Genomic DNA, 15,558 nt, shown 5'->3' with positions numbered 1-15,558 from the left:
GACTCAGGGCGCGACGCCCAGGCCGTTGAGGGTGACGACCTTCTCCCCGGCGTTGGCGGCATTCGAGACGATGGTGATGGTGCCGTCGTATTCGGTGTCATCGGTGGGCAGGAAGGCCACCGTCAGGAAGGCGCGGTCATACGTCTCCAGGCGCAGCGGCGTGCCCGGGGTGAAGCCCTCGGGGAGCTGGAGGGTGAAGACGCGCGGCCCCGCCAGGGTGATGGCGGTGATGTCCAGCGGGTCCAGGCCCCGGTTCTGGATGGACAGCGAGTTGTAGGTCGTCTGGCCCACGTAGGTGCCGTGGTTGAACTCGCGGTTGAAGGTCAGGGCTTCGCGGTCGATGAAGAGTGTGGGCGCTTGGGGAAGCTCCGTCTCGTTCCCACAGCCAGCCAGGGCGAAGATGATGATGGGGAGCCAACGGGTACGCGGTCGCATGGACATCCACTCCTCGCATGAGGGTCTGAAGATGACGCCGGTTGTAACAGTGTTTGGTCGCAACGCCCAGGCAGCCGCGGTGTTGTTGTTTGCGTTGCTCATGGGTGGCTGCGACGGCACGCGCGAGGACTTCATCGGCGCACGTGTCAGGGATACGTGTGGTGCGGCCTGGCCTGTCTGCAACCGGGTGGCAGGCTGTATCCTCGGCTCGGAAAGTTATTCAGAGGGCCGCTTTCCAGGTCGGCAGCAATTCATCGTCCAGCTCAAGGAGGCGTCGACCGTCCGGGTGAGTCTCTTCCTGGAAGACGCCACGGCCGCGGGCCGGGAGACGGTGGTGCAGTTTCATGAGGAGGGCTGCCGAGCACGCATCCGCCGCGCGACGGAAGGCCGCGCCGTGCTCGACTTGATGGAGCGGCAAGGCGCCTTCACGCAGGAGGCGGAACTCACCGGCGTGGGGGACCACCTCATCGAAGTCGAGTCCGACTTGCAGGCGCGTTACATCGTCAAGGTGGACGTCGTGCCGCTGCGCAATCGCTAGCGTCAGCCCTTGAGCTTGCGCACCAGGTGGTCCGCCACGCGGAAGCTGTTGGCGCTGATGGTGAGCGTGGACGGCACGCTGCCACCGGTGGGCATGAAGCTGCCGTCCACCACGTAGAGGTTGGGCACTTCGTGTGCCCGGCAGTTCTTGTCCAATACGGATGCCGACGCGTCGTCGCCGAAGCGGCAGGTGCCGTGCTGGAGGATGGACGTCTCTCCGGTGGTGGTGCCGCGCTGGACGTCATCCGGGTCCAGGCGCAGGAGGACTTCCTCACCGCGCTCCACCAGGAAGCGGGTGGCCGCCAGGTCCATGGGGTGCCGGTCCACGGTGATGGCCGCCACGGGAATGCCGTACCGGTCCTTCACGCCGTCCTCCACGCTGACGTAGGTGCCCGCGGTGGGGAGGAACTCGGCGTACACCTCGAACTGGAGGATGCGTGAGTCGCGGTACGCGCGCATCTGGTCCTTCAGCGCCTTGCCGAAGAGCGCCTTCGGGCCCTTGCCCGCGAGCCCCACCGCCGCATGGATGGGATTGGGATGGGCCCACATGAAGCCCAGCGTGCCTCCCTTGCGGAAGCCGTACCGGGCGTCCGGCAACAGGTAGAAGTCCTGGAGGCTGCGGTTGACGAAGGGCGAAGGGTCCTTGAGCCACGGCCGCGCGGCGGACTGCTTCGACAGCCGGAAGGTGGCGTGGGATTCACCGAACGAGCTGAAGGTGAGGTTGCGCCCCACCAACCCGTTGCCGTTGGCCAACCCGCGAGGAAAGCGGCTGGAGGTGGAGTTGAGCAGCAGGCGCGCGCTCTCCACCGCGGTGCAGGAGACGATGATGACCTTCGCGGGCTGCTCGCGCGTCACGCCGTCCGCGTCCAGGTAGACGACGCTCCTCGCGCGGCCCTGCTTGTCCACCTCCACCGTGCGCGCCATGCAGCCGGGGCGCAGGTCCACGTTGCCCGTGGCCAGCGCGGCGGGGATGAGGCTGGCGTTGGTGCCGCTCTTCGCGCCCGTCTCACAGCCGTAACTCCCACACAGCGCGCAGTACGAGCACGGCGCCCGGCCCCGGTAGGGTTTGCTGAGGATGCCGCGCGCGGTGGGCAAGGAATGCCAGCCCATGGCGCCGCACGCCTTGTCGATTTCCTTCGCCACCGGGTGAACGTCCAATGGTGGCAGCGGGTAGGGACGGCTGCGAGGTTCGGCGAAGGGGTGGGGGACGGACTCGCCGGAGACACCGAGCTCCGCCTCGGCCTTGTCGTAGTAGGGCGCCAGCTCCTCGTAGGAGATGGGCCAGTCCGCCACGGTGCTGCCGGGCACCGCGCCCAGCGTGGAGCGCAGCCGGAAGTCCACGGGCTTGAGCCGGTAGAAGAAGCCGCTCATGTGGACGGTGCCGCCGCCCACGCAGTTGGCCGTCCACGCCGCGCTCGTCTTTTCGTAACGGCCCGTCGCGCCCTGGCGCACCAGGTGTGGCTCCTCCCACGGCACCGGCATGAAGAAGTTCCGGCGGCTGTTCAGGATTTCGTCGTGGATGAAGTCCTTGGGTTGGTAGTGCGGGCCCTTCTCCAGCACGACCACCTTGAAGCCCGCGCGGCCCAGCTCCAGCGCCATGGGCGCGCCGCCCGCACCGCTGCCAATGATGCAGACGTCCACCTCGGGCTGGCTCACCGGTGCACTCCGCATTCTCGCAGGCACTTGGGCCCGTCGTATCCTTCGGGAGGCGCGGAGGCGACGGTGCCGACGGTGTCGAAGCCCATCAGCCGCCAGCCCACCTTGCCCTTGTTGCCACCATAGGAAGGGTCTCCGAGGAAGCCCTCCAGCGACATCACCGTGAGCAGCTCGAAGAAGTGCGCTTCGCCGCTGCGGGGCGGGCTGTCCTTGAAGAGCGTCAGCAGTTCGTCCTGCTGCTCGGCCGTCAGGGCGGCGAAGCCTTTCTGGTGCATGCGTTGGGCGCGGCGCTCGAGTGCCGCCACGCCGCTGAGGAAGTCCTCGCGCACGGGCTCCAGCTCGGGTGTCTGGAGAATGCGGTCGATGTAGACGGGAACGTCCGCGTCGAGCGCGCCCGGGTCTTCGTCACGCGGGAGGATGCGCTCGGTGGCGGCGGCCACCACCGCGAATTCGAAGGAGGAGAAGGTGCGAGGCGCCTGGCCATCCTGCTTCGCGGCCAGGGGACCGGAGTCGCCGGCGGGTGCCGTGTCTTTTGATTCCGAGGAACGCTTGCAGGCGGGGCCGAGCAACACCACGCCTCCGCCCAGGAAGGTCAACCGCTGGATGAGGGAGCGCCGGGACAGGCGCCCCCGATTGGAACGCGCACGTGTCATACGGCGCGCGAGCCTAGCGCACGAAGCCGCTTCGCGCTGGCATCATGAAACATGCTCGGCTGCTCCCCGCCACGCGTCGCTGGCGTAGGATGCCGCCACGACGTGCAGGGCCGACAACACACGAGGAGTGGCACATGAAACGGCATGCCTGGGCTCTGGGCCTGGTGCTCGCGCTGGGATGTGGCAAGGACAGCAACCCGACGCCCCCTGATGCGGGTGGCAATCCAGACGGCGGCTCGCCCGACGACTCGCCCTTCGCCAAGTTCGTGGTGGACCCGAGCGAAGGCCAGTTCGACCCCATCTCCTCCATCGCCATGGCCGTGGGGCCGCAGGACCGCATCGGCATGGCGTACTTCGTCCGCAACGGCACGCGGACGGAGGACGTGGAGAACATGGACTTGATGTACCGCGAGTTCAACGGCGGGCAGCTCGGCGCGGCCGAGCGCATCCAGACCGTGCAGCGTGTGTATGGCGTGTCCGTGGCTTTCGGGCCGGACGGCCAGCCCGTGGTGACGTACCTGGGCGGTGACCGGGAGGAGCCTTCCTCGTTCTGGTTCCAGAGCGACCTGGCGGTGGCCTATCGCAGCGCCTCTGGCGCATGGACGGAGCGCATCGTCGTGCGGCGCTCCAATGAGGCACAGCCCGTCAACCCCGTCACGGACGTGGGGTTCCTTGTCGGGCTCAATCCCGCCATCGTGTTCAACGGGAGTGAGGCCATCGTCGCGTACCGGGATGGGCAGAACGGGCAATTCGCGCGACAAGACTTCCAGTCCAGTGACCTGGAGATTGCCAGCGGTGGTCCCACGAATTGGCAGCGCCGGGTGGCGGTGTCCTCCGGCGATACCAAGCTCGGTTATGGTGGGCACATCGCCATGGTGATGGCGGGTTCTCAGCCGGCCCTGGTTCACGACAAGGCGCCAGAGGCAGCGCACGACACCGGCACGGACGTGCACTTCCAGCGGCGCAATGCGGACGGGCTCACGTGGTCGCCGGTGATGCGCGTGCAGGCCGTTCCGAATACGCAACTCGGGGCCTCGCTCGCGTATGACCCGGTCGAGGGATTCGGCATCGCCGTGCTGAACCGGAACTCGAACACGCTGACCTACACGGAATGCGCTGACGCCTCCGTGACGTCCTGCACGTCCGAGCGGGATTGGTCCATGCCGGACCCTGTCTTCAGCAACGGCACGGGCGGCTGGTATCCGTCGCTGGCCTTCGACCCTGTCCACCACGAGCCGTCCATCGCCTTCTACATCTGCGCGCTGGAGTCCGGCCGCAATGATACGAACTGCAACACCGTTGACGACGCACTGGTCATCTCCACGCGCATCGCGGGCAACTGGCGCGAGACGGTGGTGGACACGGGCGGCGGCTGGTCTCCGAAGCTCGCGTACCTGTCCAATGGCAAGCGCATCGTCCTGTACCGGGCTCCGGTGGTGGCGCCGGACAAGGGCGTGTTGAAGCTCGCGGTGGAGCGATGAACCGCGCGTTCCGGACGCTCGCCGCCGTGGGACTGGCGGCCTGCGTTTCCGGTGCGGGGCTGGCCGCCTGCGGCCTCGCGGACAACACGCTGGCCGGAAGTGTGTCCGAGCTCTTCCCGTTGGACGTGTCCCGCGTGGAGGCGCTGCGCAACACGGAGGCGTTCCAGGTCAGCTACTACCGGAACAATGACTTGGACGTGGACCTGGTCGTCCGCCTCACCGTGTCCACCGAGGGCCTGGATTTGCGCCCTGGCTCGAAGGTGGACCTCGCGGGCACCACGCCCTCGGGGCAGGCCCGGGCCACCGTGGTGCACCTGGGAGCGGGTGAGCCCGCGCGCGTCCTCGCGCCGGTGCAGAAGGGTGACTTGCAGTTGGAGTCCGGAGGCAACCCGGGCGAGCCCACGCGCGGGAACTTCTCCATGTCCTTCGTCCGGGGAGACGGCTACGGCGCGGGCCGCAACCTGGAGGGCGCCTTCTCCGTCGTCACCCAGGACGCGAGCTTCGGTCCCGAACCGGGCCAACTGCTCGACGGGGGCGTTCCTCCCCCCGACGCGGGCACGCCTCCGGACTAGCGGAGGGCGCCGGGCGCGTCGGGCGGGTCGCTGTTCGGAAATGTCGGGGGTTTTGTGCCGCTCAATGTCCCGACATTTCCGAACAGGTGGCTGCCTCGGTGACTACCGGGCCACGCAGGTGTTGCTCGCGAGCCCCTGGGCCACGGAGGCCTGGGCCACGGTGTGCTGGGCGAGGGCCTGCGCGCCGCCCTCTTCGTACACGCGGCGGGCCACGGCCAGCGCGTCGCGGGCGTGAACCGTCAGGGTGGTGCCGGTGGCGTCGGTGATGGCCACGTCGCCGTCCGCGGCCTCCTGGGCCTGGATGAGCAGCGCGCCCGCGTCGTCACGGACGACCATGCCGTCCTCGAGCGGCTCGAAGTAGCGGACCATCGTCTCGTGGCCCTCGCGCTCCAGCTCCATGCGCATGACGCCGGTCTCCACGTCGCGCGACAGGCGCAGCGTGTCCGTGGGGCTCAGCTTCACGATGCGGGTGTTGTTGTCGCCGCCGTCCACGCTGGCGACCGGGTTGTTGCCCGTCCAGAACTCGATGCTGTTGATGACGATGGCGTCGATGAACACGCCCAGGCCGTAGACGGGGATGATGCTCAGCACGAGGAACATCAGCCACTGGACGAACTTGTTGCCGGAGATGTTCTTGTTGAAGTTCCAGATCTTCTGCGTGAGCGAGAACTTTCCAAAGCAGCCAGTGGCGTGCATGGACATGAAACCGGCGAACAGCATGGCGAGCCAGGGAGACGGACGCTTCATTCTTGGCGACTCCTAGAGGGGGGAGGCTTGACTCCGAGTGCGCCGCGAACATGCCACGGCCCTCAGGGCTGTCACGAGCCGCTTCCTCACTCCGTCCGCTGTTGGCCAGTCGGGCCCGCCCGAGTGTTGCGGGCGGCTCAGTCCGTCTCGCTTTGAACGAGTCCGTACTTGTGGAGCAGCGAGTACAGGTGCTTCCGGTCCAGCTCAGCCTCGCGCGCGGCGCGGGCGATGTTGCCCTTGGCGCGGCCCAGGAGCCGGGTGAGGTACTCGCGCTCGAAGGCGCGGATGAGCTCGTCCTTGCAGACCTTGAAGGGGCCGGTGAACTCCACCGGGAGCGAGTCGCCCGCGGCGGCGGGGGCCTCGCGGGTGAACTCGCGCAGCAGGGTGTCCCCGGCCAGCTCGGGGATGTCCACCATGTGCCGGGCGCGCTCCAGGGCGTTGCGCAGCTCGCGCACGTTGCCCGGCCACGTGTGCCCGGTGAACTGCTCGCGAATCTTCTCCGGTAGCCGGGGCCACAGTCCCTCGCCCGCGAAGGCATCCACGAGCAGGGGGATGTCCTCCTTGCGGTCTCTCAGCGACGGCAGGCTGACGGTGAAGACGGAGAGGCGGAAGTAGAGGTCCTCGCGAAAGCGGGCCGCCTGCGTCTCCGCCCACAGGTCCTTCTTGCTGGCGACGATGATGCGCGCGTCGAAGGAGATGGGCGAGGACGCGCCGAGCCGGCGGAACTCCCGGTCCTCGATGGCGCGCAGCAGCTTGGGCTGGAGGTCCAGCGCGAGGTCGTCGATTTCGTCCAGGAAGAGGGTGCCGCCGTTGGCGCGCTCCAGGCAGCCGATGCGCTGGCTCACCGCGCCGGTGAAGGCGCCCTTCTCGTGGCCGAACAGCTCACTCTCGATGAGCGAGTCGGAGACGCTGGCGCAGTCGAACACGACGAGCGGCCCGCTCGCGCGAGGGCTGAGCTTGTGGATGGCCTTGGCGGCGGCGCCCTTGCCGGAGCCTGTCTCGCCCACCAGCAGCAGGGTGGAGTCGGTGGGGGCGATGCGCTGGAGCAGCGCGAAAATCTGCCGCATGGGCAGGCTGCGGCCCACGAGGTCGCCCAGCCGGTCCTCGAGGATGGGCTCCACCTGCACGGGGGAGACCTGGGGGCTGAAGCGCAGCCGGACGTCGCCGACCTCCAGCAGGGCGCCGGGGCGGAGGAAGGCCTCTCTCACCTGGGCGCCGTCAAGGAAGGTGCCGTTGGTGGAGCCCAGGTCCTGGACGAGGAAGCGGTCCCCTTGGCGGCGCACCACCAGGTGGTTGCGGCTCACGGTGGGGTGGTCGATGACGACGTCGTTGTCCGCGGCCTTGCCCACGCGGAGGGCTTCGTTGGCCAGGGGGAAGACGGTGCCGGCACGCTCGGTGTCCAGCAGGACCAGATGGAAGAGCTGCGCGGAGAGCCGCTCCCCTTGCGTCCGTGCGCCAATGACGGTGTGCGAAGGGATGGGGGCGGGGGGAAGAGCGGGCATGGCCGGCGGGGATTCTAGGACGGCTTCGCGCTTCGTGGTGACTTCCTGTCCCGTGGGACGATGGTCGCCCAGCGGCCGGCCGTGCGCGGGCAGGGGCCGTGGCCCGGTCTGGGATGACTCCAAGGCCCCCCGCGAAATCGAAATGACGACGGCCGGGCCTCCCAGAAGGAGCCCGGCCGCCGCCCGTGGTGTACCCGTTCGCTGTCCTGCTCAGTCCCCGGAGTAGATGCCGAGGGTGCCCGGCATCACCGTGCCGTCACCCAGCGTGGCGCCCTGGAAGGTGACCAGCATGCGGCGGCGCGGGCCGGTGCTGTCCACCTGGATGTCCGGCACGCGCATGGAGGACAGCTCGCGGCCGAGGACGGAGAGCCCGTAGTGGGCGACCGAGCCACCCTGGACGCGAGAGAGTCCGCCGCCCCAACTGTGACCAGCCCAGATGCTGCCGTTGACCGGGTCCGCGGCCACGCTGGCCACGTGCGGCGCGGCCAGCTCGTTCTTCAGCGTGCGCACCACCTGGCCGCTGTCGTTGAGTTCGGCGATGCCATTGGCGAAGGATCCCACCCAGGCGGAGGAGCCCACGACCGCGATGCCGGAGACCAGGTCATCCGTGCGCTGCTCGGGCCGGGAGTAGCTTTCCTCGCCCACGGCGTCACGCCAGATGTCGATGCGGTTCCACGCATAGGGGGCCTGCTCCGTGCGCTTCTGCCCCTCCCAGAAGTCCTTGCCGACGGAACCGTAGAAGTAGCGCGTGGTCCGGTTGGCGCCGCCAATCCAGACGTCTCCATCCGGGCGGACGCCCAGGCCGTAGTACGCATCCGTGAGCAGCGCGCCTCGCACGCTCCACTGGCTGCGGTTCTCTCCGTGCCGCTGACGATCGCCCGCCGGGTCGGCGTAGACGTACCCGTTGACGCCCGGGTGCGAATGCTCCTCCACGCCCGAGCACAGGAGCTGTCCATTGCACGTCGGGTTGCCTCGGTAGTCCGCGTCACCGCGCGCGAAGCCGTGGTTGGCGCCAAACCAGATGCTGTTGGTGCGCTGGTCGTAGGCCAGGCGCCAGATGCTGCAGAGCTTCTCCCGTCCAGGCGGCTCATCCTTGACGACGTTCGGTCCCGAGGAGATGTCGTAGTGCACGACGTCCAGCGTGCCGTCCGCGCGCAGCGACACGCGGTCCGCGTCGCCGCTCTTGTAGCGGGCGGGGTCCTTGACGTTGCTGTCCCAGTTGTTTTCGCAGTGGAGCGCGCCGTCGCCCGGCATGCCCTCGTAGCCGACGAAGACGGTGTCGTTCCACGCGCCCGCCACGGAGATGACCTTGAGGTACTTGGGCCCCGGCGGCGCGCTGCCGTCCGGCATGTAGCCATAGGGCCGCAGGCCGTCCGCCATGGTGAAGCGCTGGAAGGTCCGCTCACCCTTCTTCATCAGGAAGAGCCCTTCTTCGCCGCCCGCCACCCAGATGTTGCCGGAGGCATCCGCGCTCGCGCCGTAGAGGAAGCGAGGGCCGCCGGCGTCGCGACCGAAGAACTCCCAGCCCGCCGAGGAAGGCGTGGGCAGGGGCACCTCGACGGGCCCACCGTCCGGCGTGCCGCCGTCATCCGGCGTGCCGCCGTCGTCGGGCGTGCCGCCATCGTCCGGGGTGCCACCGTCGTCGGGCATCCCCGAGTCGGGCTCACCGCCGCCGTCTGGAGCGCCTGGCCCCGCATCCGGCGTACCCGAGTCTGGCGTGCCTGCATCGCCTTCCGGACCATTGGGGGATTCCAGGGGTGGGGTGTCCATGTCCTCGGCGCCACCCGCGCCGTTTCCGGAGCCACAGCCCGTCGTCCACACCGCGCCCGCCACGCAGAGCGCGCCCGCCCATCCCCATCCGCGCTTCATCTGGTCACCGTCCCCTGCTGAAAAGCAGACTGGCCCGAAGTGGGCCGTCATGTTCAGCCCCACTCGTTCGCAAGGACGGTGCCAGCACGTCCCCGCCTGGACGCGGGGTGTGTGCGTCGTGCGCCGGACAGGGTGTGGGCAATCGGCTTCCCACCGTGTGTACGTGCCTGTCCCGGGCGGGGCGGGATTCGTGCTACTTCCTTCCTGGAATGGGTGGTCACGACGCGCGGGGCCGGATGCCACTTTCTCTTGTCGAGCAGGAACCGGACCTCGTTTTCTACACACGCCAGGCGGCCGAACACGGTGGACCCGTGTTGGTGCTGGGCGCCGCCAATGGCCGGGTGGTGTGGGCCCTGGCCGAGCATGGTTACGCGGCGGTGGGTGTGGACCCGTCGGAGGTGATGATTCGCTCCGCCGAGGAGCAGCGCGCCTCGGTGCCCGCGGAAGTCGCCCACCGCGTTCGCTTCGAGGTGGCGGACCTCCGTTCGCTGCGCCTGTCCGAGCGCTTCCCCCTGGTGCTCGCGCCCCAGCACGCGTTGGGGTTGATGCCGGGCCGGGAGGACCTGGAGGCCCTGCTCGCCACCGTGCGGCATCACCTCACGCCGAACGGCTCCTTCGTCTACGACGTGCTCAACACGCCCCGTGAGCCGGTGCTCCCACGGGACGACGAGGCCCCCAGCGCCGGCCTGGAGCCCCGCCGCCCGCTCTTCTCTCGCCACCTGCGCGAGCGGCAGCAGCCCGGAGGCCCCAGCGCCATCCGCCGCTTGAAGCTGCGGCACTTCTCGCCAGAGGAGTTGGACGCGGCGCTCACGTCCGCGGGGCTCGTGCCGCGCGAGCGCTACGGCCGCTTCGACGGCAAGCCCTTCGACCTGGAGGACTCGCGTCACATCGGCATCGCCGGGCCGTGAGCGTCAGCGCTCGAAGCGGTAGCCCAGTCCGCGCACGGTGAGGAAGTGGCGGGGCGCCTCCGGGTCGGGTTCGAACTTGAGGCGGAGCTGGCGCATGAAGTTGTCCACGGTGCGGGCGCTGCCCTCGTAGTGGTAGCCCCACGCGCCGGACAGCAGCTCCTCGCGGGTGAAGGTGCGGCCCGGGTGCGCGAGGAAGTGCGCGAGCAGCTTGAACTCCTGCGCGGTGAGCTCCACCGGCGTCCCCGCGCGGGCCACGGTGCGGGCGGCCATGTCCACGCTCACGTCACCGAACGTCACTGGCGGCGGCGCGCCCGCGCCCGCGGACGGGTAGCGGCGGCGCAGCACGGCCTTGATGCGGGCCAGCAGCTCCTGGAGCCCGAAGGGCTTCACCACGTAGTCATCCGCGCCCAGGTTGAGGCCCAGAATCTTGTCCGTCTCCATGCCCTTGGCGGAGAGCACGACGACGGGGGTGTCCCGGCCCCGCTGGCGCAGCTCCTTGAGGACCTCGAAGCCGTTGAGCTCCGGCAGCATGACGTCCAGCACGATGAGGTCCGGCGCCTCGTCGAGCGCGCGGGCCAGGCCGGTGCGGCCATCCTGGGCCTGGAGCACCTCGTAGCCCTCGAAGCGCAGGTTCATGGACAGGCCGGTGAGGATGGACAGGTCGTCCTCCACGACCAGGATGCTCCGCGTCTTGTCGCTCATGCCTTCCCCGCCGGGAGGTGGATGGTGAAGCGGCTGCCCCTGCCGGGCTCGCTCTGCACGGAGATGCGGCCTCCGTGGGTTTCAATGATGCGCCGGGCGATGGCCAGTCCCAGCCCGCTGCCTTCCGTCTTGCGCGTGAGCAGGTTGTCCACGCGGTAGAAGCGCTCGAAGATGCGCTTGCGCTCCTTGGCCGCGATGCCCACGCCGTTGTCCTCCACGGACAGGTCCACCCACTTGCCGCCGCCGCGCGCCAGCAGGGTGATGCGGCGGTTCTCCGGCCCGCTGTATTTGTAGGCATTCTGCAGCAGGTTGAGCAGCGCGCCGGCCACCGCGGCCCGGTCCACGTCGACGGCGGGGAGCCCCTCCGACACGTCCACGGACAGGTCCACGCCGTCCTCCATCCGCTGCGTGCGGAAGGCCTCCACCGCCGCGCCCACCAGCTCCGGCACCTGCACCACCTCGCGCTGGTACACCTTGCGGCCCCCTTCGATGCGGGCCCAGTCCAGCACGCGCTCGACGAAGATGGACAGCCGCTCCGTCTCGCGCATCAAGAGGTTGAGCACCTCCTGCATCTGCGCCGGGTCCTTCAGCCGGCCCAGGGCGAGCGTCTCGATGAACATCCGGATGGACGTGAGCGGCGTGCGCAATTCGTGGCTCACCAGCGACACGAAGTCGGTCTTCATCCGCGACAACTGCGCCTCGCGGTAGAGCGCGCGGCCGGTGTAGACGACGCCGAACGTCAGCGTCAGGTAGAACAGGCCCAGCAGCACGCCGTACAGCACGCGGTTGCGCGTGGAGGCCCGGACCACCGGGTCCTCGCCCGTGGGGAGCACCACCAGCCGGAAGTCCTGGAGCGGCGAGGACAGCACCCGCTCCGCCAGGCCCGTGGGACCCAGGGCGCTCGCGCGGGCCTGCGCGACCTCGGACACCAGCCGTCCCATCAGCCCCCCTTCGGAGACGTCCCGGGGCACGGGCAGCAGCGCGAAGCGCACCGGTTCGCTGCTGACGGCGCGAGAGTCCACGCGCTCGGCGAGCTGTGCCTCCAGGGCCTGCACGGACAACCGGACGCCGTACACCACGCCGCCCCGCCGCTCGGCGGCCACCAGCACCGCGCGCCCGCCCGCCGTGAGGGAGAAGACGGTGGGCTCGGTGGGCAGGCCACCGGCTTCCGGCAGCACGGTGGTGAGCGCCTCGTTCAACTGGGTGTCCTGCGTGCGAATCTGCCCGTCCGCCATCTGGAAGGCGCCTCCGGGTTCGGAGACACGCGCGCCGTCGGGCAGCACGAACTGGAGCTGTCCATCCAGCTCTTCCAGGCTCGCGGAGGCCAGGACGCGGGGCAGCTCCTCCGACAGCGATTCGAGCGTGCCGCGCCAGGCCGCCTCCAGCCGTTTCTCCACGGCCGCGCGCTCGTTGATGATGGCCACCACGCCGAAGCCAGACAGTCCCGCCGATGGCAGGACCACCAGGAGGATGAGGAGGGCGAACGTGCGCCGGAAATTGAGGAAGCGTGGGGGTGTGCGGGACACGGCCCCTCTCCTTTACTCCCACCCGGCGCTACACGCTCGTGGCGTTTCGCCCCCGGTGGCCGGGCGCCGTGTTCGCCACCCACCCCGGTGGGCGGACGGCATCGACTTCGGAAGCGTTCTGGTGCAAGCATGTGCGGTCGCGGGGTAGGCGTGCGACGTGGGCCGGCCGCCTTTTTCTCCGCTCAGGACGCAGACGCCTGAAGCCCTCCGGGACCGGCGGCTGCGAGGAAGGAATCCCCTCCATGAGACGGCGGATACTGGCGGCGGTGCTGGCGTCGGCGCTCGGGGTGTCGGCGTGTGAAGACCGCGAAGCCCAGGCGACCTGGACGCAGGCCTCGGGCTCGGTGGCGCTCAGCCGGGATGATGCCTTCCTCTACGTGGTGGACGCCGACAACGGCATCCTCGCCGTGTTGGACACAGCGCGTCGCGAGAAGGTGGGCGAGGTGAAGGTGGGCCTGCTGCCTGAGCGCGTGGCGGTGGGGCCGGACGACACCATCTATGTCTCCAACCGGGGCTCGCGCAGCGTGTCTGTCATCCGCCGGGGTGACTGGAACGAGGCGGCGCGCATCGCGGTGGGCGTGGAGCCCGTGGGGCTGGCGGTGGCGCCCACGGGGGACACGCTGTACGTGGTCAACAGCACCGCGTTGGAGACCTCGCGGCACGGCTCGCTGATGGCCGTGGACACGCGCTCGCTGGCGGTGCGCTGGGAGCTGCCGGTGGGGGATGAGCCCCGCGGCATCGCGCTGGTGGACGGTGGCCGCCGCGCGCTCGTGACGCGCTTTCGTCAGGGCGACATCGTCGCGGTGGACGTCTCCAGCGCCGACCGGCCCCGGGTGGCGCGTGAAGGCACGGACCTGTACGCGCGCGCCAACCTCCAGACGGGGGTGACGGCGTCGCCATCCGGGCTGGAGCCGGTGCCCCCGTCGTCGCTCGTGAATCCCCGCTTCCACCCCCGGAGCATGACGACGGTGTCGGTGACGCCGGATGGTGAGCGCGCGCTGGCGACGGTGATGTGGGCTCGCGAGGACCCCCTGTCTCCCGAGGGGACGCCGAACCCGCCCACGGGCGGCTCGCTCTACGGTGGGGGAGGGCCCTGCAACACGGGCGGCGTGGTGGCGCCAGGGCTCGTGACTTTCGATACGGACACGGGCTCGCCCCGCGTGGATGACCTGGACCAGTGCCGTCCGCCGCCGGACCTCCCGCCGGACTTCGCGCCCTCCACCATCATCAGCCCCGAGCTGACGCACCCCATCCAGGGGCCGGCGGCGGCGGTGGTGGACCCGACGGGCCTCTGGGTCTTCGTGGTGAATCGGGAGACGGACAACGTCGCCATCATCCCCACGGGGCGCCGTTCCGGTTCGGACCTGGCGCCGAGCATGGGCAGCACGGTGCGGCAGTTGGTGCGCGTGGGCTCGGGGCCTACCGGCATCGCGATGACGCGGGATGGGCGCAGGGCCTTCGTCCACAACGCGTTCGACCACAGCGTGACGACGCTGGTGAATGACGGCTCGGGCAACAACGCCAACATCCGCGCGGACGGGCCGGCGGTGTCCATCGCGGGAGACACCCTGGCGCCCCAGGAAGTGGCGGGGCGCAAGCTGTTCTTCAGCGCGTTGGACTCGCGCATGGCCAGCACCTCGGTGGGCGCGTCCTGCGCGAGCTGTCATCCGGACGGCCGTGAGGATGGGCACGTGTGGGGCTTCCCGGACGGGCCGCGGCAGACGCCGAGCCTCGCCGGCCGCGCCATGACGCAGACGGGCCCGTTCCACTGGAGCGGCGAGTTCTCCACGATGCGCGACTTCCTGGACGCCACCGTCCGTCACCGCATGGGCGGGACGATTCTGGATGGCGTCATGGTGGCGCAGTTGTCGGAGTTCATGGACGTGCTGCCCGCGCCCGACAACCCCCACAAGCATGAGGGGCTCACGGACGCGCAGGCGCGAGGCGCGGTGGCGTTCCAGAAGGCCGCGTGTAACGCCTGTCACGAAGGCGCGCTCTTCACCAACAACGCGCAGGCCGACGTGGGCACCTTCGTCACGACGGGGCCGTTGCAGGACAACGCGGCGGTGCGCAAGCAGGGGCTCAACACCCCGTCGCTCCTGGGGCTGGCCCGCACCGCGCCCTACCTGCATGACGGCAGCGCGCTGTCGCTGAAGGACCGGCTGCTGCAAGGGCGTGAGTCGAACCAGCACGGCATGACGGCGCGGCTCTCCGACGCGGAGGTCGACGACCTCGTGGAGTACCTGCTCTCGCTGTAGTCCAAGGCCCTGAAGGCGCCCGGGTCAGGGCGCCTTCAAGGCGTCACCGGCGTCCGGCTCGCCCGCGTCCGCGTCGTCGCCGGTGGCCGTCCCCGCATCGAGGACGGCGGGCGTGGTGGCGATGAGGGCGGAGCGCGCCACGTCCACGGCCCGCTCCGTTTCTCCGCCGAGCCAGGTGACGACGACCGCGCAATCCGTGTCGTCATCCCATGCGAGAACCTGGGACATGCCCTGCGCGGGCGTCCGGCGCACCGCGGCGCGGCCGAGCGCGGGGACCTCCACGCCGCCCGCCTGGAGCGAGGGCGCCATCAAGCCGTGGAGGTCCGCCTGGGGATGGCGGGTGTTGCAGTCCCAGGTGATGGAGACGGCGACGCCCGGCTCCGACTCCGAGCGGAAGGCGCACAGCGGGCCGCAGGTGGGGCAGCTCCGCTCCTGCGTCATGGTGAAGCCGGGCAGCATCAGCTCGCGGTCGTCGGCGGGGAGCAGCACGTCACAGTCGGGGAGCGCCGTGCGTGTGACGGGGGGCGGGAGGTTGCCAGCGTCCTCCGCGGGCGGGTCCGCGGGACGGCTTCGGCACCCCACCAGCGCCAGTGCCATGAAGAATGCCGCGCGCCCTCCAGCCCTCATCCCGTGTGACTCCCTTGTGCGCCTGCCGAAGCGGCGCGGATGGTAGACCGGAGGAAGTCCCTCGCGGGGACGTTTCCCACACGCC

The 15,558-nt window shown here is 69.8% G+C and carries 14 protein-coding genes; 5 read left to right on the top strand and 9 right to left on the bottom strand.

Going from position 1 to position 15,558, the window contains the following annotated elements:
* Nucleotides 1–3: 3 nt before the first annotated feature.
* Nucleotides 4–435, bottom strand: coding sequence for a hypothetical protein (locus A176_RS27505; protein ID WP_002635382.1), 432 nt, complete (start codon nucleotides 433–435; stop codon nucleotides 4–6).
* Nucleotides 436–466: 31 nt separating this feature from the next.
* Between A176_RS27505 and A176_RS27500 the strand changes: the two genes are divergently transcribed.
* On the top strand, nucleotides 467–973 hold the full coding sequence (locus A176_RS27500; protein ID WP_226994001.1) for a hypothetical protein: 507 nt from the start codon (nucleotides 467–469) through the stop codon (nucleotides 971–973).
* A 2-nt stretch (nucleotides 974–975) separates the two neighbouring features.
* Here the strand turns inward: A176_RS27500 and A176_RS27495 are convergent, their stop codons facing one another.
* Entirely contained in the window at nucleotides 976–2,628 is a 1,653-nt protein-coding gene (locus tag A176_RS27495; RefSeq protein ID WP_002635384.1) for a GMC family oxidoreductase, read from the bottom strand.
* Nucleotides 2,625–3,281: a gluconate 2-dehydrogenase subunit 3 family protein gene (locus tag A176_RS27490; RefSeq protein ID WP_002635385.1), complete on the bottom strand. Its 657-nt coding sequence runs from the start codon at nucleotides 3,279–3,281 to the stop codon at nucleotides 2,625–2,627. Before A176_RS27490 ends, A176_RS27495 begins: the two co-directional genes overlap by 4 nt.
* A gap of 134 nt (nucleotides 3,282–3,415) precedes the next feature.
* Between A176_RS27490 and A176_RS27485 the strand changes: the two genes are divergently transcribed.
* On the top strand, nucleotides 3,416–4,762 hold the full coding sequence (locus A176_RS27485; RefSeq protein ID WP_044889355.1) for a hypothetical protein: 1,347 nt from the start codon (nucleotides 3,416–3,418) through the stop codon (nucleotides 4,760–4,762).
* A complete protein-coding gene (locus A176_RS27480) occupies nucleotides 4,759–5,334 on the top strand; it encodes a hypothetical protein (RefSeq protein WP_044889356.1) in 576 nt (191 codons plus the stop codon). Before A176_RS27485 ends, A176_RS27480 begins: the two co-directional genes overlap by 4 nt.
* A gap of 102 nt (nucleotides 5,335–5,436) precedes the next feature.
* Here A176_RS27480 and A176_RS27475 read toward each other — a convergent pair whose 3' ends face one another.
* The 3 genes from A176_RS27475 to A176_RS27465 form a co-directional block, all read right to left on the bottom strand.
* Complete coding sequence (locus A176_RS27475) at nucleotides 5,437–6,081, bottom strand: DUF3332 domain-containing protein (protein WP_002635388.1); 645 nt, start codon at nucleotides 6,079–6,081, stop codon at nucleotides 5,437–5,439.
* Nucleotides 6,082–6,218: 137 nt separating this feature from the next.
* On the bottom strand, nucleotides 6,219–7,583 hold the full coding sequence (locus tag A176_RS27470; RefSeq protein ID WP_002635389.1) for a sigma 54-interacting transcriptional regulator: 1,365 nt from the start codon (nucleotides 7,581–7,583) through the stop codon (nucleotides 6,219–6,221).
* Between the two features lie 210 nt (nucleotides 7,584–7,793).
* A complete protein-coding gene (locus tag A176_RS27465) occupies nucleotides 7,794–9,452 on the bottom strand; it encodes a hypothetical protein (RefSeq protein WP_044889357.1) in 1,659 nt (552 codons plus the stop codon).
* Nucleotides 9,453–9,688: 236 nt separating this feature from the next.
* Here A176_RS27465 and A176_RS27460 point away from each other — a divergent pair, with 236 nt between their 5' ends.
* Entirely contained in the window at nucleotides 9,689–10,360 is a 672-nt protein-coding gene (locus A176_RS27460; RefSeq protein WP_002635391.1) for a class I SAM-dependent methyltransferase, read from the top strand.
* Between the two features lie 3 nt (nucleotides 10,361–10,363).
* Here A176_RS27460 and A176_RS27455 read toward each other — a convergent pair whose 3' ends face one another.
* Together A176_RS27455 and A176_RS27450 are read right to left on the bottom strand one after the other, a co-directional pair.
* A complete protein-coding gene (locus tag A176_RS27455) occupies nucleotides 10,364–11,062 on the bottom strand; it encodes a response regulator transcription factor (protein ID WP_002635392.1) in 699 nt (232 codons plus the stop codon).
* Nucleotides 11,059–12,588, bottom strand: a complete 1,530-nt coding sequence (locus A176_RS27450) for a sensor histidine kinase (RefSeq protein WP_002635393.1) — start codon at nucleotides 12,586–12,588, stop codon at nucleotides 11,059–11,061. The genes A176_RS27455 and A176_RS27450 overlap by 4 nt, the downstream gene beginning before the upstream one ends.
* A 242-nt stretch (nucleotides 12,589–12,830) precedes the next feature.
* Between A176_RS27450 and A176_RS27445 the strand changes: the two genes are divergently transcribed.
* Nucleotides 12,831–14,846, top strand: a complete 2,016-nt coding sequence (locus A176_RS27445; RefSeq protein WP_002635395.1) for a c-type cytochrome — start codon at nucleotides 12,831–12,833, stop codon at nucleotides 14,844–14,846.
* A gap of 24 nt (nucleotides 14,847–14,870) precedes the next feature.
* On the opposite strand, the gene A176_RS27440 is transcribed toward A176_RS27445, so the two are convergent.
* Nucleotides 14,871–15,473, bottom strand: coding sequence for a hypothetical protein (locus A176_RS27440; RefSeq protein ID WP_002635396.1), 603 nt, complete (start codon nucleotides 15,471–15,473; stop codon nucleotides 14,871–14,873).
* Between the last annotated feature and the right edge of the window lie 85 nt (nucleotides 15,474–15,558).

The organism is Myxococcus hansupus (assembly GCF_000280925.3).
Taxonomy (GTDB): domain Bacteria; phylum Myxococcota; class Myxococcia; order Myxococcales; family Myxococcaceae; genus Myxococcus; species Myxococcus hansupus.
The sequence above is the reverse complement of the archived record's forward strand: the minus strand, read 5'-3'. Positions and strand labels throughout refer to the sequence as shown.

What these genes read in the sequence shown, in the direction of transcription:
- A176_RS27440 (WP_002635396.1), bottom strand. Translation starts at nt 15,473, where the DNA reads ATGAGGGCTGGAGGGCGCGCGGCATTCTTCATGGCACTGGCGCTGGTG.
- A176_RS27485 (WP_044889355.1), top strand. Translation starts at nt 3,416, where the DNA reads ATGAAACGGCATGCCTGGGCTCTGGGCCTGGTGCTCGCGCTGGGATGT.
- A176_RS27480 (WP_044889356.1), top strand. Translation starts at nt 4,759, where the DNA reads ATGAACCGCGCGTTCCGGACGCTCGCCGCCGTGGGACTGGCGGCCTGC.
- A176_RS27470 (WP_002635389.1), bottom strand. Translation starts at nt 7,583, where the DNA reads ATGCCCGCTCTTCCCCCCGCCCCCATCCCTTCGCACACCGTCATTGGC.
- A176_RS27505 (WP_002635382.1), bottom strand. Translation starts at nt 435, where the DNA reads ATGCGACCGCGTACCCGTTGGCTCCCCATCATCATCTTCGCCCTGGCT.
- A176_RS27475 (WP_002635388.1), bottom strand. Translation starts at nt 6,081, where the DNA reads ATGAAGCGTCCGTCTCCCTGGCTCGCCATGCTGTTCGCCGGTTTCATG.
- A176_RS27460 (WP_002635391.1), top strand. Translation starts at nt 9,689, where the DNA reads ATGCCACTTTCTCTTGTCGAGCAGGAACCGGACCTCGTTTTCTACACA.
- A176_RS27490 (WP_002635385.1), bottom strand. Translation starts at nt 3,281, where the DNA reads ATGACACGTGCGCGTTCCAATCGGGGGCGCCTGTCCCGGCGCTCCCTC.
- A176_RS27455 (WP_002635392.1), bottom strand. Translation starts at nt 11,062, where the DNA reads ATGAGCGACAAGACGCGGAGCATCCTGGTCGTGGAGGACGACCTGTCC.
- A176_RS27465 (WP_044889357.1), bottom strand. Translation starts at nt 9,452, where the DNA reads ATGAAGCGCGGATGGGGATGGGCGGGCGCGCTCTGCGTGGCGGGCGCG.
- A176_RS27500 (WP_226994001.1), top strand. Translation starts at nt 467, where the DNA reads ATGACGCCGGTTGTAACAGTGTTTGGTCGCAACGCCCAGGCAGCCGCG.
- A176_RS27445 (WP_002635395.1), top strand. Translation starts at nt 12,831, where the DNA reads ATGAGACGGCGGATACTGGCGGCGGTGCTGGCGTCGGCGCTCGGGGTG.